Genomic DNA, 21,391 nt, shown 5'->3' on the forward strand with positions numbered 1-21,391 from the left:
AATGAGCCAGATTATTCGTCCGTGTATAAAAAGCGACACCCTGATAAGCCTGCGGCGGTCTACCACCAAGCTAAAGTGTTACTTGCCATTAAAGGGCTCGCGGTTTTAGCTGTGCAGTCGACAATCACATGGATACGCTCAGATAACTATAACTTTGAAAATACGGTTGTAAAAGTGTTTATCCACCTGTTCGCATCAATAATACACGTAAGTTCAAAAAAAGAAGCGTTAGTGAGCAATAAACCACCAATCTAAAATAAGCACTTTATTGATACATAACAGTAATCTCATCGCCACGATTGCTTAATATAAGCAACCTAATGACAAAGTAACGGATAATGAACGTGTTAAACAAGATTCGCAGTCAACTAGTAAAGAACGCAGCTAATATTTTGCGTTCTCCAGTCCAGTTATTACCACAGCCAATTCAGCAAAAAGCGTTGCTGGAAGGGCTAAAAATGGTGTTTAAAGAAGCCTTGGAAGATGGTGACTTTGAGTTCCTTGAAGACAAGTGGTTAAAAGTTGCGATTAAAGACTTGAACTTAGCATGGTACATCAGCTATCAAGACGAAAAATTGGTGGTAGCTGAAAAACCAGTTCAGGAAGATGTGAGTTTTAGTGGTAATCTAAACGACCTAGTACTGATTGCTGGTCGTAAAGAAGACCCTGACACACTGTTCTTCCAACGTCGCCTTTCAATTGAAGGTGATACTGAGCTTGGCTTAGAAGTGAAAAACTTAATGGACAGTGTCGACTTAGAGCAGTTACCGAAAGCAATGCAAGTCGCTTTGAATCAATTGGCTGATTTTGTTCAGAAAGGAGTTCAAGCGCCTGCACAACCAACCGGAGTAGCGAATGCTTATTCGAACTGAAGCCCCTGCGGACATTCTTACCATTGACCGCTTATTGAAACACGCCTTCCCAACGGAAGCTGAAGCTGAGCTTGTGATGCGTTTGCGCGAAAACAGCAAATTCACACTTTCCTTAGTCGCGTGTACAGATGAGGGAGAGGTGATAGGCCATGCTTTATTTAGCCCTGTGACCTTAAATGGTGAAGATTTGTCATGGCAAGGGCTAGCGCCATTAGCTGTTCATGAAGATTACCGTCGCCAAGGCATCGCTGCAGAGTTGATCAAAGAAGGTTTCGATTCACTGCGTGATTTTGGCTATCCAGTGTGTGTGGTGTTGGGCGATCCTGATTATTACGCGCGCCAGGGTTTTCAATCATGCGACGAGATGGGCTTTGAATGCGCTTGGGATGTTCCTAAAGGTGCATTTCGAATCGCAGAGTTGGTCGAAGGCCAATGTGCCGGACGCTCCGGACGCATAGACTATGCGCTAGAGTTCTCTGAACTGTAAATGAAAGAAGCCCACGACTAAGTGGGCTTCTTTCTTATTCACTGAAAACTGAGATAGGGAGGTTACGATGACTGGTTACTTTTCTTTTTGCCCCAGACCTCTATTTTCGCTTTTTTACTTACCCCTAGCAGGCTGAGTTTTGTGCTTCCCCAGCTACTGTAAGTCATTTCAATCTGTTTTAGCTTGGCTTCTTTTGTACCTGGAAGGCTCCAGGCACGAGTCGACAATCCGCTTGTTAGTACGCCCATAGAGGAAAGCTCTTTCTCACTACCATCTGTCATGACGACTTTTAAACCATCAATGTCTACCGTTCCTTGCACACACTTTAGTTTTATTTTACTGAAGCTTCGGTTTCGGAATAGGCTATTTGGTGTCACGGTATCTGTTTCTGTATGAAAGTTAACGGTTTTCGTTGCAATCAGCTCCCACTCATCGCTGTTATTAGCAAAAACACTCATGCTGGTGGCGGCTACCAGTGTGCAAAGTAGTAGCGTATTTAAGAATTTCATAATGTACCTTATATGTCATACCCAATGTGTGGCCGTTGGCAAAACGCTATGTTCAGGAATATCCAAATCATCTCATTGTGTTCAGGTGTTCCTTGAAGTCCTTTAGGTATAATCGCGATAATTTGATAGGATTGCCCTCGTTCAAATAGGTGACGGAAAATGTCAATTAACGAGAAACAGTATTTACGTGAAATGGGGATCAGCACATGGGAGCTGGTACACCCTGAAAGACTGGAAGGCTATCAATCGCCATTATTGGATTTGCAAAGTTCATGTAAACTCCTATTGGTATCGCCAATATGTCCAGAAAACGAGACGGCATTGATGTTTGAGCGCGTATTAAAAAGCATTAAGCTCACGCTTGATGATGCGCTGCACCTAGAGCCTGAGCGCTTATCCATGCTGGGTGAACATCAGCTAGAGTGGGTGTGGTTTGCAGGCTGTGAGGCTGATAAAAGCATCAAGGCAAAGCACCTGATCTCGCCACTATTACAAGATATTGATGGTAATAACGAACAGCGCCGCGCATTGTGGCAACAAATCTGTTCGTACTCTTAACGGAGCTAATGCGTGACAATTGAAATTACGCCGATGCGTGCAGAGCACCTCGACCAAGTTTTGCAAATCGAGCAGCAAGCACATTCTCACCCTTGGGCCGAATCTTTGGTTCGTGACTTATCCAGTCGCGGTGCTTGCCATCATGTGATGCTGGAAGGCTCTCAAGTGGTTGGTTACTTCTATGGACAGAATATTGTTGGAGAAGTGACACTATTAAATATTGCAGTAGCGCCTTCTCAACAGGGCAGAGGGCTAGGGCAAAAATTGCTGGACGCGTTTATTGAACACTGTGAACAAGCCAAAGCAGAGAGTGCTTGGTTAGAAGTGCGTGAAAGTAATCACCCAGCTATCCATATTTATGAGCAAGCAGGTTTTAATGAAGTGGACCGTCGTTACAACTATTACCCAGCTAAATCGGGAAATGGTAAGGAAGACGCCATTATCATGAGTTACTTATTTTTGAGTTAGTTTTAGGCCGTTACTAATTACCTCATCAACACTTATGCTTTAAATGCGTATCCGGATTCGAGGCTTTTGAATATGTAATAACAATTTTTTGAATTTTTACATCTCTTTGTGTGGCGCTGGCTTTCCCTTGTTAGTTGCAGGTAAAGGCTGGTGAGCCGAGTAAATTCAGTTCATGTCTTTCCAGTTTGCTAGCACAGCGATAATAAGCGAGAATACCGCACAATATCGAATAGTAGATATGCTTGCCTATTTTGTGAGCATGAAAGTAATTTAGAAGATTAACTAATGTCAAATCCCCTTTTTTTAGGCGAAGTGTCTAAGCGCAGAACGTTCGCTATTATTTCTCACCCGGATGCGGGTAAAACCACCATTACTGAAAAAGTCCTTTTATTCGGAAACGCGATCCAAAAAGCAGGTACGGTTAAAGGTCGTGGTAACGCACAGCACGCAAAATCAGACTGGATGGAAATGGAAAAAGAACGTGGTATCTCGGTAACCACTTCTGTAATGCAGTTCCCTTACAATGACTGTCTGGTAAACCTACTTGATACGCCTGGACACGAAGACTTCTCGGAAGATACATACCGTACGTTAACGGCAGTAGACTCGTGTTTGATGGTTATCGATGCGGCGAAAGGTGTCGAGGATCGTACACGTAAGCTGATGGAAGTAACGCGTCTGCGTGACACGCCAATCGTAACCTTCATGAACAAACTTGACCGTGACGTTCGTGATCCAATGGAAGTATTGGACGAGGTAGAAAACGAGTTGGGCATGATGTGTGCGCCAATTACATGGCCAATCGGCTGTGGTAAAGAATTTAAAGGCGTGTACCACATTCACCGTGATGAAACGATTTTATACGAATCAGGTCACGGTCATGAGATTCAAGAAGTTCGAATCATCAAAGGTCTCGATAACCCAGAGCTTGATGAAAAAGTTGGTGCAGGCCTTGCGGAAAGTGTTCGAGAAGAGCTTGAGCTTGTCATGGGTGCTTGCCCTGAGTTTGATTTGGAAATGTTCCTAACCGGTGATCTTACGCCAGTTTACTTCGGTACTGCATTAGGTAACTTTGGTGTGGATCATATGCTAGACGGTCTAACTGAATGGGCTCCAGCGCCGAAAACTCGTCAAGCGGTTGAACGTGAAGTTGAAGCGACTGAAGAGAAGTTCTCTGGTTTCGTATTTAAGATCCAAGCGAACATGGACCCAAAACACCGCGACCGTATCGCATTCATGCGTATTGTATCGGGCACTTACACGCAAGGTATGAAGATGAACCACGTTCGTCTTGGCAAGCAAGTGAGTATCTCTGATGCAGTAACCTTTATGGCTGGTGACCGTGCACGTGCAGAACACGCTTACGCCGGTGACATCATTGGTCTACACAACCACGGCACTATTCAGATTGGTGATACCTTTACGCAAGGTGAATCACTGAAGTTCTCTGGTATTCCGAACTTCGCTCCGGAACTATTCCGTCGTATTCGCCTGAAAGATCCACTAAAGCAGAAGCAGCTTCTCAAAGGTTTGGTTCAGCTATCAGAAGAAGGTGCGGTACAGGTATTCCGTCCTCTACAGAACAACGATCTGATCGTTGGTGCCGTTGGTGTACTTCAGTTTGATGTTGTTGTGGCTCGTTTGAAGTCTGAGTATAACGTTGAAGCGATTTATGAAGGCATTAACGTTGCAACTGCGCGTTGGGTTGAGTGTGGTGATGCGAAGAAACTGGATGAGTTCCAACGCAAGAATCAAGCGAACTTAGCATTGGATGGTGGTGATAACCTAACGTATATCGCTCCAACAATGGTTAACTTAAACTTAGCGAAAGAGCGTTTCCCTGACGTTGATTTCCGTGCGACGCGCGAGCACTAATTTGCGCGGTTAGGGTAAGCCTTAACGCAAACTAGATTTTAAAACGCCCTTGGCTATAAACTTAGCCAAGGGCGTTTTTATATAAGGATAAGATATGAACTGGTTTAAACGTGGGCTAAAGCGTTACGACAATTGGTGTAAAGAAATGGGGTTAACCCCCGACCAGAAACGCAGTTGCGTCCCATATCGAAAAGACCCTGCCCACCAAACTGAAGAGAAGAGTGAAGCCCAACGATCTCCTGATTTTCTGCCCGCAGATACAGATAAAAAGCGTCAAGATGAAGCTCTTTGATACGCACTGCCACTTTGATTTTGATGTGTTTCAAGATGACTTTGCGCATCAACTTGAGCTTGCTCAAACGCAAGGCGTCGCAAGAATTTTGATTCCTTCCGTCGGTCCGCAAAACTGGGCTCGTATTCAAACTTTGGCAGAGCAACATGCCAATTTGTATTATGCGCTCGGCTTTCATCCGTATTTTATTGAAGATAACGTTGAGCAGCACCTTACAGAGCTAGAAGGCTATCTAAATCAAAAAGGACCACAGTGCGTAGCAATAGGAGAGTGTGGTTTAGATTTTGCCATTGATGTTTATCCACAGTTGCAAGAAAAGATACTTGAAGTTCAATTTGAGCTGGCTAGACGCTTCGAACTCCCAGTTATTTTACATAGCCGAAAAGCGCACAATCGCCTCATTCAAATGGTGAAATCGGCGAATCTCCCTAGAGGTGGTGTGCTACACGCTTTTTCTGGGAGTTATCAGCAAGCCATGGAGTGGGTCAAATTAGGTTTTTTTATCGGTGTAGGAGGAACGATTACCTACCCAAGAGCCAAGAAAACACGCGACGCAATTCAAAAATTACCACTCGAAAACCTAGTAATCGAAACAGACGCACCAGATATGCCTATACTTGGATATCAAGGGGAGTCAAATCACCCAGCCAAACTCATTCACGTCTTTAATGAGCTCGTAGAGTTGCATAACGGCCGAAAGCAATCGATTGCCTCTCAACTGTGGAAAAATAGCAATTTTGCTTTCTCGATATGTGAATAAAATCTAAAGATGTGGTTTGAAATCGAAAACGTTTTCCTGCTTATTGTGAATTAACTCACAAAGCTGGTTGAATCAATCATGAATCTTATAGGAAAGTGTGAGGCTGGCATTACTTTAATTGATTCTGCATGAGTATAATTGCCCCCGCTTTATAGCTCCATTTTGTAACACGCCAATAAATAACTTATAAGGAAGTCATAAACTATGAGCCTGTTTATGAGCCTAATCGGTATGGTAGTGCTTCTTGCGATTGCAGTAGCATTTTCTAACAACCGAAAAGCTATCAACTTTAGAACTGTGGGTGGCGCATTCGCTATCCAATTCGCATTAGGTGCATTTGTTCTGTATGTACCTTGGGGCCGTGATCTACTAAACGGTTTCTCTTCAGGTGTTTCTAACGTTATCAACTACGGTAACGATGGTTCATCATTCCTGTTCGGTGGTCTTGTTTCTGACAAGATGTTCGAAGTATTCGGCGGCGGCGGTTTCATCTTCGCATTCCGTGTTCTTCCTACACTGATCTTCTTCTCTGCACTGATTTCAGTTCTTTACTACATTGGCGTTATGCAATGGGTTATCAAGATTCTTGGTGGCGCACTACAAAAAGCGCTAGGCACTTCGCGTGCGGAATCAATGTCAGCTGCAGCTAACATCTTCGTAGGTCAAACTGAGGCACCTCTAGTTGTTCGTCCATTCGTTCCAAAAATGACTCAATCAGAGCTATTCGCGGTAATGTGTGGTGGTCTAGCTTCTGTTGCTGGTGGTGTACTAGCTGGTTACGCATCTATGGGTGTTCCACTAGAGTACCTAGTTGCGGCATCATTCATGGCAGCACCAGGTGGTCTACTGTTCGCTAAAATCCTTCACCCTGAGACTGACCAGCCTCACGAAAGTATCGAAGAAGCGATGGACGGCGGTGACGACAAACCAGTTAACGTAATCGACGCAGCTGCGGGCGGTGCGGCTTCTGGTCTACAACTTGCGCTTAACGTAGGTGCAATGCTAATCGCATTCGTTGGTCTAATCGCGCTAATCAACGGTATGCTAGGTGGCATCGGTGGTTGGTTCGGCATGCCAGAACTAACACTAGAGCTAATTCTAGGTTACGCGTTCTCTCCACTAGCATTCCTAATCGGTGTTCCATGGGCAGAAGCTGTAACAGCTGGTTCATTCATTGGTCAGAAAATCGTAGTGAACGAATTCGTTGCTTACTTGAACTTCACACCATACCTAGGTGAAAACGCTCAAGTAATCGCGGCAACTGGTGAAGTAATGTCTGAGAAGACAACAGCTATCATCTCATTCGCACTATGTGGTTTCGCGAACCTTTCTTCTATTGCGATTCTACTTGGTGGTCTAGGTAGCCTTGCACCAAACCGTCGTAGTGACATCGCTCGCATGGGTGTTAAAGCAGTTCTTGCAGGTACGTTGTCTAACCTTATGGCAGCGACAATTGCAGGCTTCTGCTTAAGCCTTGCAGCACTATAATTAGAATCGGTTCTTAATATATAGACGCCGTTTTACATCATGCCCTGTAGCAAGAGATTGCTGCGGGGCATTTTTCGTTTTTCGGGCTCCAAAATTTCATCGGGTGTTTGCCTTAGTCGAGGTATTACGCAGTCAATGGAATAGGGGCTAGGAAATTTTGAGATACAAACCGTTTGCGCTCCATTTGGTGCTACAGTTTTGCGGTGAAACTCTATAATGTATTAATCACAGGATAGTGGTTAAGCTTGATTCTTAATCACGTAATGAATATTACATAATCGATGGGCAAATGAATTGCCCTGCAATATCAGATCTAATAGGCGTTTTGCTTTGTGATGTGATATTAAAGACACCGCAATCATAGATTGTTGTGCCATAGGCCAAACTGGTACTGTGCGGTGACAAGGATAGCAATTGGCATATGATAAATTTTCGCTGTATATGCCGAGTCTTCAGGGAACCAAGTCCGTTCATTAATAGACTGTTTAGCCATTTACTCACATTGTCTCGACTTGTTGATTATAGTTAAAGACGTGATGTAAGGCTGAGTAGTGAATTTTTTGAATATTGATCGGAGATAGAAATGAGCGATTTAAAAGCAGCAGCGCTACGTGCACTTAAACTTATGGACCTAACTACGTTGAATGATGATGACACTGATGCAAAAGTGATCTCACTATGTCATGACGCGAAAACAGCAGTAGGCAACACAGCTGCAATTTGTATTTACCCTCGCTTTATTCCTATTGCTAAGAAGACACTTCGTGAGCAAGGTACGCCAGAGGTTCGTATTGCAACAGTAACGAACTTCCCACATGGTAACGACGACATTGAAATCGCAGTTGCTGAAACAAAAGCGGCGGTTGCTTACGGTGCAGACGAAGTTGACGTAGTTTTTCCTTACCGCGCGCTAATGGCGGGTGATGAGAAAGTAGGCTTCGAACTAGTTAAGCAATGTAAAGAAGCTTGTGGTGACATTCTTCTTAAAGTGATCATCGAAACAGGTGAACTAAAAGAAGAAGCACTAATCAAGAAAGCATCTCAAATCTGTATTGAAGCAGGTGCTGACTTCATTAAAACTTCAACTGGTAAAGTGCCAGTAAACGCAACACCAGAATACGCTCGCATGATGCTTGAAGTTATTCGCGACATGGGTGTTGCAGAAACTGTTGGTTTCAAACCAGCAGGTGGTGTGCGCACTGCTGAAGACGCAGCAGCATACCTAGCAATGGCTGACGAAATCCTAGGTGACAACTGGGTTGATGCTCGTCACTACCGTTTTGGTGCGTCTAGCCTGCTAACCAACCTACTAAATACATTAGAAGTATCGGACGACGTCGCTGATCCAACAGCGTACTAATTCCAATAATGCGTCTGAACGGTAGCACCTAAACGGGTGCTACCAAACCTCTTCTATCCTACTACAACCATGGCTCAAAAGAGCTTGGGAGGCACTAATGTATTTACCACAAGAAATCATTCGTAAAAAACGTGACGGCGAAGTCCTAACCGCCGACGAAATCAACTTCTTTATTCAAGGCGTAGCGAACAACACGGTATCTGAAGGTCAGATTGCGGCGTTTGCTATGACGATTTTCTTTAATGAAATGACCATGGATGAGCGCATCGCCTTAACGTGTGCAATGCGTGATTCGGGCATGGTTATCGACTGGAGCCACATGAACTTCGGTGGTCCAATTGTCGACAAACACTCAACCGGTGGTGTGGGTGACGTAACTTCTTTAATGCTTGGCCCAATGGTGGCAGCGTGTGGCGGTTTCGTACCTATGATCTCTGGCCGCGGTCTTGGTCATACAGGCGGTACGCTGGATAAACTTGAATCTATCCCTGGTTACAACATTACGCCGAGCAACGATGTTTTTGGTCAAGTAACCAAAGACGCTGGTGTGGCGATCATCGGTCAAACTGGTGACCTTGCTCCTGCGGATAAGCGTGTTTACGCGACTCGTGATATTACCGCAACGGTAGACAATATCTCCCTGATTACGGCGTCGATCCTTTCTAAGAAACTGGCGGCGGGTCTGGAATCGCTAGTGATGGACGTAAAAGTGGGTTCAGGTGCATTTATGCCAACTTACGAAGCGTCTGAAGAGCTAGCAAAATCAATCGTTGCGGTAGCAAACGGTGCTGGCACTAAGACTACGGCAATTCTTACGGACATGAACCAAGTATTGGCGTCTTCAGCGGGTAACGCAGTGGAAGTTCGTGAAGCGGTTCGTTTCTTAACGGGTGAATACCGTAACCCTCGTCTACTTGAAGTGACCATGGCTTCATGTGCTGAAATGTTAGTACTTGGCAAGCTTGCTGAGAACACAGAAGACGCACGCGCAAAACTGATGGAAGTGCTGGATAACGGCAAAGCGGCTGAGTGCTTCGGCAAGATGGTTGCCGGCTTAGGCGGCCCAGCAGACTTCGTAGAAAACTACGACAACTACTTAGAAAAAGCAGAAATCATCAAGCCAGTTTACGCAACAGAAACGGGCATTGTCTCTGCAATGGATACACGTGCTATCGGCATGGCTGTGGTTGCTATGGGTGGTGGTCGTCGAGTTGCTACTGATGAAATCGACTACGCAGTTGGTTTCGACGAGTTCATCCGCCTAGGTGAGGTCGCAGACAGTGATAAACCTCTTGCGGTCATCCACGCTCGCACTGAAGAGCAATGGGAAGAAGCGGCAAAAGCACTGCGCAGTGCAATCAAAGTAGGTGGTGAATACACACCAACTCCAGAGGTTTACCGCCAAATTCGTGCAGAAGATATCTAATAGAACAAGTAATTACACAAGGCCTACTCAACCATAATAAAAAGCCGAGTGGGCCTAAGGAACGAGCAATGAAAAGAGCATTTATTTTAGTACTAGACTCATTCGGTATCGGTGCAACTGCCGATGCTAAAGAATTTGGTGATGTAGGTTCAGACACACTAGGTCACATCGCTGACCAATGTGAAAAAGGCTTAGCAGATAACGACAATCGCCAAGGTGCACTTCGCCTTCCAAATCTATCGAAACTTGGTTTGGCAATGGCGCATAAAGAATCGACAGGTCGCTTCGCACCTGGACTAGACGCAGACGCTGAAATTATTGGTGCATACGGTCATGCAGCAGAGCTTTCTTCAGGTAAAGACACGCCGTCTGGTCACTGGGAAATCGCAGGTGTTCCTGTTCTGTTTGACTGGGGTTACTTCACTGACAAAGCAAACAGCTTCCCGAAAGAATTGACTGACCGCATTCTTGAGCGTGCAGGTCTTGACGGTTTCCTGGGTAACTGCCACGCATCTGGTACTCAAGTTCTTGACGATCTTGGTGAAGAGCACATGAAGACTGGCAAACCAATCTTCTACACTTCTGCTGACTCTGTATTCCAAATCGCATGTCACGAAGAGACTTTCGGTCTAGACCGTCTACTAGAGCTTTGCCAAATCGCACGTGAAGAGCTAGAAGATTACAACATTGGTCGTGTTATCGCGCGTCCATTTGTTGGTGCTGGTAAAGGTCAATTTGAGCGTACCGGTAACCGTCGTGACCTTTCTGTTGAGCCACCATCAGCAACGGTTCTACAGAAACTTGTTGAAGAGAAGCAAGGCAACGTGGTTTCTATTGGTAAGATTGCTGATATCTACGCAAACAGCGGTATCACTAAGAAAGTGAAAGCGACAGGTATCCCTGCATTGTTCGAAGCAACGCTAGAGCAAATCAAAGAAGCGGGCGACAACACGATCGTATTCACTAACTTTGTAGACTTCGACTCAGCTTACGGTCACCGTCGTGACGTAGCGGGTTACGCAGCGGCACTTGAGTACTTCGATGGTCGTATCAACGAAGTGCTAGAGATTATGGAAGAAGACGATGTGCTTATCCTAACGGCAGACCACGGCTGTGACCCAACATGGCCAGGCACTGACCATACTCGTGAGCACATCCCAGTATTGGTTTATGGTCAAAAAGTACCAGCTGGTTCTCTTGGCCGCCGCGAAACATTCGCAGATATCGGTCAAACATTGGCAAGTTACTTCGGTACTTCTCCAATGGATTACGGTAAGAACTTCCTATAATTAGTTAGGTTTTTGAAAACTAGGAGCTTGATTGCTCCTAGTTTTATGTTTGCAGTATGTAAATGCTGCTTGTCGGAAATGATAATACTCTGGCTTATATCGCCTTAAGCGCGGAGCGCTAGAGAAAGGTTAAGGAAAAGAAAATGGCAACTCCACATATCAATGCTGAAATGGGTGCATTTGCAGACGTCGTACTGATGCCTGGCGATCCACTACGTGCCAAATACATCGCAGAGACTTTCCTTGAAGATGTCGTTCAAGTGTGTGACGTTCGTAATATGTTTGGTTACACAGGCACATACAAAGGCCGTAAGATCTCGGTAATGGGCCACGGTATGGGTATCCCATCATGCTCGATTTACGCAACTGAACTAATCAAAGACTTCGGCGTGAAGAAAATCATCCGTGTTGGCAGCTGTGGCGCAGTGAATGAAGACATCAAAGTGCGTGATGTTGTGATCGGCATGGGTGCATGTACTGACTCTAAAGTGAACCGTATCCGCTTTAAAGGTCATGACTTCGCGGCAATCGCAGACTACAACATGGTTCGTGCGGCAGAAGACGCTGCAAAAGCTCGCGGTATTGACGTTAAAGTTGGTAACCTATTCTCAGCAGAGCTTTTCTACACGCCAGATCCAGAAATGTTCGATGTAATGGACAAGTACGGCATTGTTGGTGTTGAAATGGAAGCTGCTGGTATTTACGGTGTTGCGGCAGAATACGGTGCAAAAGCTCTGACAATCTGTACGGTTTCTGATCATATCAAGACTGGCGAACAGACTACATCTGACGAGCGTCAAACGACATTCAACGACATGATGCTAATCGCACTAGATTCAGTATTGCTTGGTGACGAAGAGTAAGCGACGAAGAGTCATTCTATTTTTCGCTCTCAAGAGCTAAAAAAACAGCCCGCACATTGCGGGCTGTTTTTATATGAGTTGTTAGCGCTACCTAGTTACTTGGTTAGCAGCAGGTTTGGCGCTTTTTTACGACGTATCGGTTGTCGACGTAAAATCAAGATGAACAACATACCACAGACAAAGCTCATTAAGACCATCATGTACATATAACGATCGCTCTTGCGATAGTGGTGGTCAGAAATAGCCGTCACCCGGCCCGTCTCAAAGGTCACGCGAACAAAACCGATAAGCGCACCATCTGCAAAAACTGGTTCAACCAACTGCTGGCGACCAATGGAAGCTGTTGCCAAAGGCGTATCTAGGCCAAGAACTTCGCGTACCGATAATGCCTCTTCACTAGACGCTAAACGTACACCCTGTGCATCGTAGATTGTTGCATCAAACACTAAACGGTCTTGTGCTAGTTGGTTTGTTAGCTGAAGTAATCGTTCTTGATCTTTAGTTAAAATCATCTCACTGGCAGAAAGAGACGCCTGTGAAATCAAAACTTTGGTGAGTGTTTCAAGCTGTTGTGCTTGAATTTTCTCATTACCCTTACTGATCACAACACTGTTTTTTATTGTGATAAACAACATCACACACAGTAGGATTAGTGCCAGAATTCTTAGGGCATTCCTTACTGAGAACAAAGATTCACTCATGCTCTTTACTCATCCATTTAAAATAAAACAAAGACTTGCCTTTTTAGTTTGTTGAGGTAACGTTTTAGCAAAGTCATAAGGGATTATATACATGGACGCGTCAAAAAGCTTGCCTATCAGAAAACATACGACACTTTTAAAACGATTACCCGAGACTCGATTTGCCTCCCAATTAGATAAAGCAAAAGCAAACTGGATCGTATTTGCTGAGTACCTTTCGCCAAGTCACTTCGAAGACATTGATTTCTTCACCGGCTTTTACAACCCGATACTAGAAACGTGGAAAGTTGGCCAATATGAAGTAGCCCTGATGGCCGGAGAATTAACTCCTCAACATGAAACGATCTTACAAAGTCTCAACCTAGATTACGCCTCGCTTAATGAAGTGCCCGATCTATCAACCCAAGGGTTGATTGTATTTGATATGGATTCAACGGCGATCCAGATAGAGTGTATTGATGAAATCGCGAAACTGGCAGGAGTAGGGGATGAGGTCGCTGAAGTCACTGAACGTGCCATGCAAGGTGAGCTGGATTTTGAGCAAAGTTTACGTCAGCGAGTTGGTAAGCTCAAAGGTGCCGATGAATCAATTCTTGAACAAGTTCGTTCCCAGTTACCATTCATGCCGGACTTTGAAGCGCTAATTGCGACGTTGAAAGCCTTGGGCTGGAAAACAGCGATTGCTTCCGGTGGTTTTACTTACTTCTCTGATTACATCAAAGATAAAGTCGACCTAGATTTTGCTCGTTCCAATCAATTAGAAATTATTGACGGCAAACTCACGGGTAACGTACTTGGCGATGTGGTAACGGCGCAGATGAAGTCTGACATTCTAGTGGAATTGGCGGATGAATATGAAATTGAGCAGCACAACACGGTTGCTGTCGGTGATGGCGCTAATGATCTTGTGATGATGTCGGTGGCAGGATTAGGGATTGCGTATCACGCAAAACCAAAAGTGGAAGCTCAAGCGCAATCTGCGATTCGCTTTGCTGGGTTGGGCGGTGTGCTCTGTATTTTATCTGGCGCATTGGTGAAGCAGCAAAAGGTTAGCTGGAAAGCTAAACCTTAACCATCCATTCAAAAACACCGCCAGAAAGGCGGTGTTTTTTTTCAATTTGGTATGACTTTGAATTTACTCGGTTAACTCCAATCTAATTACAACCTCTTCAGTAATGTCTTCAAATTCACTGTAACCAACGAGCGCCGTCAACTCTTTTTCTAACTTGCTCGCTTGATGTACACCAAATTGGGTTAAGTCACTTAAATCTTGTTGCAGTAATGATGTCATCGGATCGAAAATTGGTGCAGTAGAAAGGCGAAGCACGTAAAAGTCACCCATCATTCGCGCTTTCTTTATAAATTGAATCCGCTCTTTTACGCTGTTGAACTCTTGATGAAGCTTTGACTCAATGCCTGTAATTTTATTGCCTACTTTTGCGGCGCTTATGTAGATATCCTGATGTCTGGCTTGAGCACCTTCTACACGTTTTATTGGCTCTGCGATTAATGTGCTTGTCCGGCCTTTAAAGATAGGTTCAAGTGACAACAGTTGGTCATGCCCAAGACGGGCAAAAAGCTCAATGTGTTTAGGTAGCGGCAAGTTCACCCCGATAACGGGGGTTTTGATTGAAGATGACGTACTCTTACTGATAAAAATGGGCGTGCTCAGCGTACGCGAGAGCAACATGCAGTGTAGCCTTTCAAGTAGAGCATTACTTGGTAGCGTCTCTTTTTGCGGGATTAGCTTGTCTTGATTGTGCTCGATAATGCTGTTGAAAAAAGCGATTACCTTCATGGTTTGGCTGCTTTCATCAATAACTAGCTGCACGCTACAACCGTCTGGGCTTACACGAATTACTCGGTATGGCACCGACATTAACGGCAATTTTTTATCGTAGAGTTGTAATTCTCGAAAGTTGATTCTTACCTCTTGCCCAGAACGTAACATTGTGGGCTCACTTAGCCTAATTCCGAGTCCTCGTTTGGAAAGGTCAACAGTACTGCCGCCTGTTTTAGTCTGTCCTGAGTACAACTCTAAAGGTGTTTTAAAACGATAACGAGGCTCTTTTCGACGAGACTTTGCATCAAAATAAATGCCCTTTGGATTGCCGATAACTCTTCTCGGATGGCGAAACGCGTTTAATGTATTAGCGGGTAAGCGCGGCTTTTCAGTTAGCAGGTAATCCTGCCCTGACTTTTCGTCAGCAATTTCTTGCAAAATACCAATATGAGTCAGTGATTGAGACGTTTCTGCCAACTCTGGAGAGAATGCTGCTAGGTCTTCCTGTTCTTGCTCTGATAGTTCAAAGATTGAAATTCTAAAGGCGCGCCAACTCTCTCGTTTGCCACCTAAATGCCAAAATAGCTGGCGCTGTTCGCGAGTTGCTTCTGGGCGAAACATCGAATAGAAATAGGTTCGATTCTCGTGCTCGTGAGTAAATGAATAAAGGACATTGGTTGTTCCTTTAACACCAGGCTTAATGAGTGACGCGATGCGTTGCTCGTTGAATAAGGAACCAAACATTTGCTGGTTTCTCTCATCGTGCCAGTATTGCCAAAGCTTTTGATTGTTTGGCGTTAACATTGCTAATTTTAGGTCACTACCATCAAAGAATAGAGGCAAGCTGCTAGTGTGCTTTAGTGCGATGTGCTCATAACCGCGAGTTCGAGCTCGAATAATCTTGTCTTGATTGTCGTGACGAGCCCTTTTAGCAGCACTGTTGAGCGCTTCATCTATCACTCTGGTGACGACATTGGTATCAGTTAAGCGTATGGTTCTGAGGTATCGAACTGAGTCATTTTCGTAACAGTCATCAACCGCGAGTATGCGGTATGCAAGCGGTTTCTCTATACCTGCAACGTTAGATTTGCTGGCAAATTCAGTAAACGTGACCTGAATAATTTCCCCAAGGTTATATTTAAATGCGCTCGGGACTTTGAACTTTGCGCCAGAGCTAGATAAATCAATGCTTAATCCATGAAGAAGCTGTCCTTTAGAACGGCAAATTTCAACTTGAGATTGGACTTTCAAGCGTTTTTCTTGGCGCTTTAAATCGTAGCCTAGGTGAACGGGTTCTGCTAAGAACGGGCTTTTAGGATCCGTTAACGATTGCGTTTTTTGCTGAGTAAGGCGCTTGCTCATTACGCGAAAGTTATTTCGCGTGTTGACCAATGCTTCCCACATTCCTTCCGTGTAGCAGCCAAACTTTTTGATGTTTTTATGGTAAGCGTTGAAAGCAACATCATCCAACCAATGTGGAATACCATCCAAAATATACTCGCGACATTCGCCTTGAACGCGACCTCGCAAATCAATGCTTTTTTTGCATGGAGCCATTAAGCGGTTAAGTTCCATTTTAACCAAAATTTTGGCCGAAGGCGGCTCTTCCTCGGTCAGTTGGCCAAGGACAAAGTCAAAGTCATTCGTACCGTAAACGGGAATGAGTCGTTCTGCGAGCGAGAGAATTTCAGATTGCTGCATTATTTCTGTTAGAGTATGTCGTTACTTTAAATTGTATCGGCTAAGCGAAGTAATACTTAAGTATATCAATAGTTCATTTCAGTTCAGGTCTGACTTGGCTGTGCTTAGTCACATTTGTAGAAAAAATTGAGGCATCATGGCGAAAGCAAAACGAGCGTATGTTTGTAATGATTGTGGCGCGGACTTTCCCCGTTGGCAGGGGCAGTGTAACGCATGTGGTGCATGGAATACGATAACAGAAGTACGTATCGCTGCATCGCCAACCGTTGCTCGCAATGAACGCTTAAGCGGCTACGCTGGTTCCGCAACAGAAGCTACGGTTCAAACGCTATCCGAAATTGATCTGCAAGAAGTACCTCGCTTCACCAGTGGGTTTAAAGAGCTTGACCGCGTGTTGGGTGGTGGTGTTGTGCCAGGTGCCGCAATTTTGATTGGCGGTAACCCTGGCGCAGGTAAATCAACCCTTCTGTTGCAAACCATGTGTAGTTTATCTGCGCAAATGCCAACGCTTTACGTAACCGGTGAAGAGTCATTACAGCAGGTGGCAATGCGTGCTTCCCGATTGGGCTTGCCGAAAGATCATTTAAAAATGCTATCGGAAACGAACGTCGACAAAATTTGCCAAATCGCCGAAAAAGAGCAGCCTCGTATAATGGTAATAGACTCGATTCAGGTGATGCACGTTTCTGATGTTCAATCGTCGCCTGGCAGTGTTGCTCAGGTACGTGAATCTGCGACGGCTCTGACACGATACGCAAAACAGAATAATGTTGCGGTATTTATTGTTGGTCACGTAACAAAAGATGGTACCCTTGCGGGCCCCAAAGTTCTTGAACACATTATCGACTGTTCGGTACTACTCGATGGTGGAACGGATAGCCGATTCCGCACTTTGCGTAGTCATAAAAACCGTTTTGGCGCTGTGAATGAGCTTGGTGTATTTGCAATGACAGGCCAAGGATTGAAGGAAGTGAGTAACCCATCAGCGATCTTCCTTTCTCGTGGTGAAGAAGAAACATCAGGCTCTTCCGTCATGGTGGTTTGGGAAGGTACGCGCCCTCTGCTAGTAGAGATTCAAGCGCTGGTGGATTACTCGCAGTTAGCCAACCCTCGTCGTGTTGCGGTCGGCTTGGAGCAGAACCGCCTATCACTTTTGCTCGCTGTGTTGCATAAGCATGGTGGCTTACAAATGGCAGACCAAGATGTCTTTGTTAATGTGGTTGGCGGTGTTAAGGTGACGGAGACGAGCGCTGATCTTGCTTTAGTTATGGCGCTTTTATCGAGTTTTCGTGACCGTCCACTCCCTAAAGATGTGGTGATTTTTGGTGAGGTAGGGCTTGCGGGCGAAATCCGTCCAGTGCCAAGTGGGCAAGAGCGTTTGAATGAAGCGTTCAAACATGGTTTCAAGAAAGCCATTGTGCCAGCAGCCAACATGCCGAAAGGTGGCATCCCTGGCATGCAAATTCACGGCGTTAAGAAATTGTCGGAAGCTATAGAGGCTTTTGACGAGCTGTAATGCTCATAAGAATGGTATTTGTGCAATCACAAACTGTTCTATCCGTCCTCAATAAAATGCGAATAAAGTACATAAATTGCTGTGTTTGACTATGCTTTGGGGACGGAAATTTCACGTTAAAATTTTTTTTCTTCCATCCGCACGCAAGGGTATCAGTATTGACAGAATGTGATATACTCTGCGCGCACTTTATACCTTATTAACAGAGTAAGACAATGACTGATTTATCAAAATACAGAAACATTGGTATTTTTGCTCACGTAGACGCGGGTAAAACTACCTCTACAGAGCGTATCCTAAAGCTAACTGGTAAGATCCATAAGATCGGTGACACTCACGACGGTTCAACTACTACTGACTTCATGGAGCAGGAAGCTGAGCGTGGTATCACAATCCAGTCTGCAGCAACAACTTGTTTCTGGAACGATCACCGTCTAAACATCATCGATACTCCTGGACACGTTGACTTCACTATCGAAGTTTACCGTTCTCTAAAAGTACTTGACGGTGGTATCGGTGTATTCTGTGGTTCTGGTGGTGTTGAGCCTCAGTCAGAAACTAACTGGCGTTACGCTGACGAATCACACGTATCACGTCTGATCTTCGTTAACAAACTAGACCGTATGGGCGCAGATTTCTACAAAGTTGTAGATCAAGTACAGAACGTACTAGGTGCTACACCTCTAGTTATGACTCTACCTATCGGTATCGAAGAAGATTTCGTAGGTGTTGTAGACGTACTAAGCCAACAAGCTTACGTATGGGATGAGTCTGGCCAACCAGAGAACTACGAAGTTCAAGATATTCCAGCAGACATGGTAGAGAAAGCTGCTGAATACCGTGAAATGCTAATCGAAACTGCTCTAGAGCAAGACGAAGATCTAATGATGGCTTACCTAGAAGAAGGCGAAGAGCCATCTCTAGAAGACATCAAACGTTGTATCCGTAAAGGTACTCGTGATCTAGCATTCTTCCCAACTTACTGTGGTTCAGCGTACAAGAACAAAGGTATCCAACTTATTCTTGACGCGGTAATTGATTACCTACCATCTCCAACAGAAGTTGATCCACAGCCTCTAACTGATTCAGAGACTGGTGAGCCAACTGGTGAAGTTGCGACTGTATCTGCAGACGAGCCACTACGTGCTCTTGCATTTAAGATTATGGATGACCGCTTCGGTGCTCTAACCTTTATCCGCATCTACTCTGGTAAGATGAAGAAAGGTGACACAATCCTTAACTCTGCAACTGGTAAAACAGAGCGTATCGGCCGTATGGTTGAGATGCACGCGGACGAGCGTAACGAGATCGATTCAGCACAAGCTGGTGACATCATCGCTGTAGTTGGTATGAAGAACGTTCAAACTGGTCACACTCTATGTGATCCTAAGCACGAATGTACTCTTGAGCCAATGATCTTCCCAGATCCAGTAATCTCTATCGCAGTTAAGCCTAAAGATAAAGGCGGTTCTGAGAAGATGGGTATCGCGATCGGTAAAATGGTTGCAGAAGATCCATCATTCCAAGTTGAGACTGATGAAGATTCAGGCGAAACTATCCTGAAAGGTATGGGTGAACTTCACCTAGACATCAAGGTAGATATCCTTAAGCGTACTTACGGCGTTGAGCTAGAAGTTGGTGCTCCACAGGTTGCTTACCGTGAAACTATCACTCAAGCAATCGAAGATAGCTACACGCACAAGAAACAGTCTGGTGGTTCTGGTCAGTTCGGTAAGATCGACTACCGCATCAAACCAGGTGAGCCAAACTCTGGCTTCACGTTCAAATCTACAGTTGTTGGTGGTAACGTACCTAAAGAATTCTGGCCTGCAGTTGAGAAAGGCTTTGCGTCAATGATGGAGCACGGTGTTCTAGCTGGCTTCCCTACTCTAGACGTTGAAGTTGAACTATTCGACGGTGGTTTCCACGCAGTTGACTCTTCAGCTATCGCTTACGAAATCGCAGCGAAAGGTGCATTCCGTCAGTCTATGCCTAAAGCTGGCGCGCAACTTCTTGAGCCAATCATGAAAGTTGACGTGTTCACTCCAGAAGATCACGTTGGTGACGTAATCGGTGACCTTAACCGTCGTCGTGGTATGATCAAAGACCAACAAGCAGCGTCTACTGGCGTACGTATCAAGGGTGATGTACCTCTATCAGAAATGTTTGGTTACATCGGTACTCTACGTACTATGACTTCTGGTCGTGGTCAGTTCTCTATGGAGTTCTCACACTACGCACCATGTCCAACAAACGTTGCAGAGCAAGTAATTGCTGACGTTAAAGAGCGTAACGCTAAGAAGTAATTCTTAAGTTAACTCTATAACTTGAAAGCCCCGCTTAGTGCGGGGCTTTTTGTATCTAGCAGTCTTATACGCAGAGCGTGTTTGTTTTGATGATTGTTATGATGCCGTTCTAGTACTGTTGCCTTTTAGGTCAATGGTCTTAAAGTCTGGTACCACTGACTTTTCAAATATTTCTATTTCTTCCTTCAACCATTGCGCAAACAATTGAGCTTTAGGTCTTTTTAAGTAGCCTTTTGGCGCACACAAGTAATACGCAAAGTTGGGCTTGATAGCGATATCTCCAATTCGGACCAATTTGCCAGAACGAAAATATTGATGAGCTAAACTGTGTTTTACCAATGCGACGCCTTGAAGTGATAGTGCAGCCTCAAGCACGAGATGTGATCCACTGTATTTTAAGGTAGGCTTTGCTGCGCTGTGACCCAAGGCTGCTAACCACATATTCCAATCAAGATCAGGCCAAACATCTTCAATCAGCTCAGCTTTGCTTAAATCCTCGATGTTATAGATCCCGTGCTCTTTCTGATACACCGGATGACAAGCAGGATAAAAAGCTTCGTCCATCAGCCATTGTGATTCTAAATTGGGATATTTTCCTAAACCGTAACGAACACATAAATCTATCTGGCTATCTTGAAAAGACACCAAATCATTGGTTGGTTCTAATAGCAAGGCGATATCAGGGTGACGCTGGCGAAAAGCCGTAATTTTCGGGACCAACCAATGATGAGCGAAAGAGGGGAGTGTTGATATCGAAAGGTGGTTCGGGTTTGGATCTTGATTGACTAATCTAACCCCTTGCTGCAAATGAGCAAACCCTCTTTCTGCCTGAGTAAACAGTAGCTCTCCCTCAGGTGTGAGCACGATTTTTCTGTGCTGACGAACAAATAGGTCCGTGCCTAAGAACTCTTCTAAATGACGAATTTGCTGACTAATGGCCGCTGGCGTAACAAACAGTTCTTTTGCTGCCGTTTTAAAGCTTCCTTCCTTTGCTGCAACGAAAAAGTAATACAAGCCCTGTAAGGGAGGCATTCGATCTTTCACATTAGTTTTCCTTAACTCTATGGCAGATTCTATCGTTTGAGGATATCAGCGTAGTCGCTGATTATTAAGTGGTCAACATTGTATAGGGATCTT

The 21,391-nt window shown here is 44.8% G+C and carries 20 protein-coding genes; 15 read left to right on the plus strand and 5 right to left on the minus strand.

Annotated features, from left to right (window positions below; all coding sequences use genetic code 11):
- Nucleotides 1-344: 344 nt before the first annotated feature.
- Nucleotides 345-872, plus strand: a complete 528-nt coding sequence (locus tag NL626_RS13525) for an SCP2 domain-containing protein (RefSeq protein ID WP_005394645.1) — start codon at nucleotides 345-347, stop codon at nucleotides 870-872.
- The gene (locus NL626_RS13530; RefSeq protein ID WP_253657442.1) at nucleotides 856-1,359 is read left to right on the plus strand and encodes a GNAT family N-acetyltransferase; all 504 of its coding nucleotides are present in this window, start codon (nucleotides 856-858) and stop codon (nucleotides 1,357-1,359) included. Before NL626_RS13525 ends, NL626_RS13530 begins: the two co-directional genes overlap by 17 nt.
- 62 nt (nucleotides 1,360-1,421) lie before the next feature.
- On the opposite strand, the gene NL626_RS13535 is transcribed toward NL626_RS13530, so the two are convergent.
- Nucleotides 1,422-1,868, minus strand: coding sequence for a hypothetical protein (locus NL626_RS13535; protein WP_253657443.1), 447 nt, complete (start codon nucleotides 1,866-1,868; stop codon nucleotides 1,422-1,424).
- 159 nt (nucleotides 1,869-2,027) lie between these two features.
- On the opposite strand from NL626_RS13535, the gene NL626_RS13540 reads away from it, so the two are divergent.
- The 6 genes from NL626_RS13540 (at nucleotide 2,028) to NL626_RS13565 (ending at nucleotide 7,309) form a co-directional block, all read left to right on the plus strand.
- The gene (locus NL626_RS13540; RefSeq protein ID WP_053306748.1) at nucleotides 2,028-2,426 is read left to right on the plus strand and encodes a DNA polymerase III subunit psi; all 399 of its coding nucleotides are present in this window, start codon (nucleotides 2,028-2,030) and stop codon (nucleotides 2,424-2,426) included.
- Nucleotides 2,427-2,438: 12 nt separating this feature from the next.
- Entirely contained in the window at nucleotides 2,439-2,894 is a 456-nt protein-coding gene (gene rimI, locus NL626_RS13545) for a ribosomal protein S18-alanine N-acetyltransferase (RefSeq protein WP_206954571.1), read from the plus strand.
- A gap of 285 nt (nucleotides 2,895-3,179) precedes the next feature.
- A complete protein-coding gene (gene prfC / locus NL626_RS13550; protein WP_005380123.1) occupies nucleotides 3,180-4,769 on the plus strand; it encodes a peptide chain release factor 3 in 1,590 nt (529 codons plus the stop codon).
- A 94-nt stretch (nucleotides 4,770-4,863) separates the two neighbouring features.
- Nucleotides 4,864-5,061, plus strand: coding sequence for a DUF5363 family protein (locus NL626_RS13555; RefSeq protein WP_017635884.1), 198 nt, complete (start codon nucleotides 4,864-4,866; stop codon nucleotides 5,059-5,061).
- Nucleotides 5,048-5,821 (plus strand): TatD family hydrolase, encoded by a 774-nt coding sequence (locus NL626_RS13560; RefSeq protein ID WP_213968920.1) that lies wholly within the window; start codon nucleotides 5,048-5,050, stop codon nucleotides 5,819-5,821. Before NL626_RS13555 ends, NL626_RS13560 begins: the two co-directional genes overlap by 14 nt.
- Nucleotides 5,822-6,025: 204 nt before the next feature.
- The gene (locus NL626_RS13565; protein ID WP_005380131.1) at nucleotides 6,026-7,309 is read left to right on the plus strand and encodes a NupC/NupG family nucleoside CNT transporter; all 1,284 of its coding nucleotides are present in this window, start codon (nucleotides 6,026-6,028) and stop codon (nucleotides 7,307-7,309) included.
- 358 nt (nucleotides 7,310-7,667) lie between these two features.
- Here NL626_RS13565 and NL626_RS22970 read toward each other — a convergent pair whose 3' ends face one another.
- Nucleotides 7,668-7,802, minus strand: coding sequence for a hypothetical protein (locus NL626_RS22970; RefSeq protein ID WP_005391675.1), 135 nt, complete (start codon nucleotides 7,800-7,802; stop codon nucleotides 7,668-7,670).
- A 90-nt stretch (nucleotides 7,803-7,892) separates the two neighbouring features.
- Between NL626_RS22970 and deoC the strand changes: the two genes are divergently transcribed.
- From deoC to deoD, 4 genes are all read left to right on the plus strand, one after another.
- Nucleotides 7,893-8,669, plus strand: a complete 777-nt coding sequence (gene deoC / locus NL626_RS13570; RefSeq protein ID WP_005380133.1) for a deoxyribose-phosphate aldolase — start codon at nucleotides 7,893-7,895, stop codon at nucleotides 8,667-8,669.
- Between the two features lie 97 nt (nucleotides 8,670-8,766).
- Entirely contained in the window at nucleotides 8,767-10,095 is a 1,329-nt protein-coding gene (gene deoA, locus NL626_RS13575) for a thymidine phosphorylase (protein WP_005380134.1), read from the plus strand.
- Nucleotides 10,096-10,163: 68 nt separating this feature from the next.
- Complete coding sequence (locus tag NL626_RS13580; protein WP_253657444.1) at nucleotides 10,164-11,384, plus strand: phosphopentomutase; 1,221 nt, start codon at nucleotides 10,164-10,166, stop codon at nucleotides 11,382-11,384.
- Between the two features lie 143 nt (nucleotides 11,385-11,527).
- A complete protein-coding gene (gene deoD, locus NL626_RS13585) occupies nucleotides 11,528-12,247 on the plus strand; it encodes a purine-nucleoside phosphorylase (protein ID WP_005380140.1) in 720 nt (239 codons plus the stop codon).
- 95 nt (nucleotides 12,248-12,342) lie between these two features.
- Here deoD and NL626_RS13590 read toward each other — a convergent pair whose 3' ends face one another.
- Nucleotides 12,343-12,948, minus strand: a complete 606-nt coding sequence (locus tag NL626_RS13590) for a YtjB family periplasmic protein (protein ID WP_005391677.1) — start codon at nucleotides 12,946-12,948, stop codon at nucleotides 12,343-12,345.
- A 91-nt stretch (nucleotides 12,949-13,039) separates the two neighbouring features.
- On the opposite strand from NL626_RS13590, the gene serB reads away from it, so the two are divergent.
- Complete coding sequence (serB, locus tag NL626_RS13595; RefSeq protein WP_005386439.1) at nucleotides 13,040-14,020, plus strand: phosphoserine phosphatase; 981 nt, start codon at nucleotides 13,040-13,042, stop codon at nucleotides 14,018-14,020.
- A 63-nt stretch (nucleotides 14,021-14,083) separates the two neighbouring features.
- On the opposite strand, the gene NL626_RS13600 is transcribed toward serB, so the two are convergent.
- Nucleotides 14,084-16,432, minus strand: coding sequence for a PilZ domain-containing protein (locus NL626_RS13600; protein ID WP_017635880.1), 2,349 nt, complete (start codon nucleotides 16,430-16,432; stop codon nucleotides 14,084-14,086).
- 136 nt (nucleotides 16,433-16,568) lie between these two features.
- Between NL626_RS13600 and radA the strand changes: the two genes are divergently transcribed.
- Both radA and fusA read left to right on the plus strand, forming a co-directional pair.
- Nucleotides 16,569-17,948, plus strand: coding sequence for a DNA repair protein RadA (gene radA, locus NL626_RS13605; RefSeq protein ID WP_005386443.1), 1,380 nt, complete (start codon nucleotides 16,569-16,571; stop codon nucleotides 17,946-17,948).
- Between the two features lie 215 nt (nucleotides 17,949-18,163).
- Nucleotides 18,164-20,254 (plus strand): elongation factor G, encoded by a 2,091-nt coding sequence (gene fusA / locus NL626_RS13610; RefSeq protein ID WP_005386444.1) that lies wholly within the window; start codon nucleotides 18,164-18,166, stop codon nucleotides 20,252-20,254.
- A 96-nt stretch (nucleotides 20,255-20,350) separates the two neighbouring features.
- Here the strand turns inward: fusA and NL626_RS13615 are convergent, their stop codons facing one another.
- The gene (locus tag NL626_RS13615) at nucleotides 20,351-21,298 is read right to left on the minus strand and encodes a LysR substrate-binding domain-containing protein (protein ID WP_213871655.1); all 948 of its coding nucleotides are present in this window, start codon (nucleotides 21,296-21,298) and stop codon (nucleotides 20,351-20,353) included.
- Nucleotides 21,299-21,391 lie beyond the last annotated feature (93 nt).

The sequence above is a fragment of the Vibrio sp. Y58_MX_L22 genome (assembly GCF_024181865.1).
Taxonomy (GTDB): Bacteria; Pseudomonadota; Gammaproteobacteria; order Enterobacterales; family Vibrionaceae; genus Vibrio; species Vibrio alginolyticus.